Origin of the sequence: Microbacterium sp. OVT16B, assembly GCF_019969705.1 — a bacterium.
In the GTDB taxonomy this organism is placed as follows: Bacteria; Actinomycetota; Actinomycetes; order Actinomycetales; family Microbacteriaceae; genus Microbacterium; species Microbacterium natoriense.
Genome location: NZ_JAHXZA010000009.1, coordinates 1 through 628, shown reverse-complemented (window position 1 = coordinate 628; position 628 = coordinate 1). Strand labels below are relative to the sequence as shown.

The following is a 628-nucleotide window of genomic DNA, read 5'->3' as shown; positions in this document are numbered from 1 at the left end:
GAGAAAGGAGAAGGGAGGAGAGGAGAAGAAAAAGGGAGGAGAGGGGGGGAAGAAGGAGGGAAGAAAAAAGAAAGGGAAAAAGAAGGAGAGGAAGGAGGAGGAGAGGAGGAGGAGAGGAAAGAGGAAGAGGAAAGGAGAGAAGGAGAAAGGGAAGAAAAAGAAGAGGGGAAGAGAGAGAGGGGGAGAGAGGAAAAAAGAAAAGAAAAAGAGGAAGAGGAAGAAAGAGGAGAGAAGGAGGAAGGAGAGAAGGGGAGGAAGAAAGGAAGGAAAGGAAGAAGGAAGAGAGGAGAGGGAAAGAGAGAAGGAAGGAGAGGAAAAGAAGAGAGGAGGAAGAAGGGAGGAGGAGGGAGGAGGGGGAGGGGAGAAAGGAGAAAAGGGAGGAGGAGAGAGAAGAGAAGGAGAAGAAGGAAGGAAGCTCCTCTGGGAAAAAGAAGAAGGAGCCAGGAAAAGAGAAAGAGGCGATCGGAGGGAGGAGGGAGAGCATAGGGGGAGCGTCCGGGGAGAAGAGAGAAAAAAAAGGGGAGGGAGAAGGGGCGTCGATGGAGAAGGCGTCGAGGGAGAGGGAGGAGAAGAAGGGAAAAGGAGGAGAGGAAGGGAAAAGGGAAAGGGAATCAGCGTCGGCTACGAC

General features: G+C 52.2%; 1 pseudogene. It reads left to right on the top strand.

The features are described from left to right. Window positions 1–628, top strand: a pseudogene (locus tag LC438_RS18975) (hypothetical protein); the annotation flags it as partial.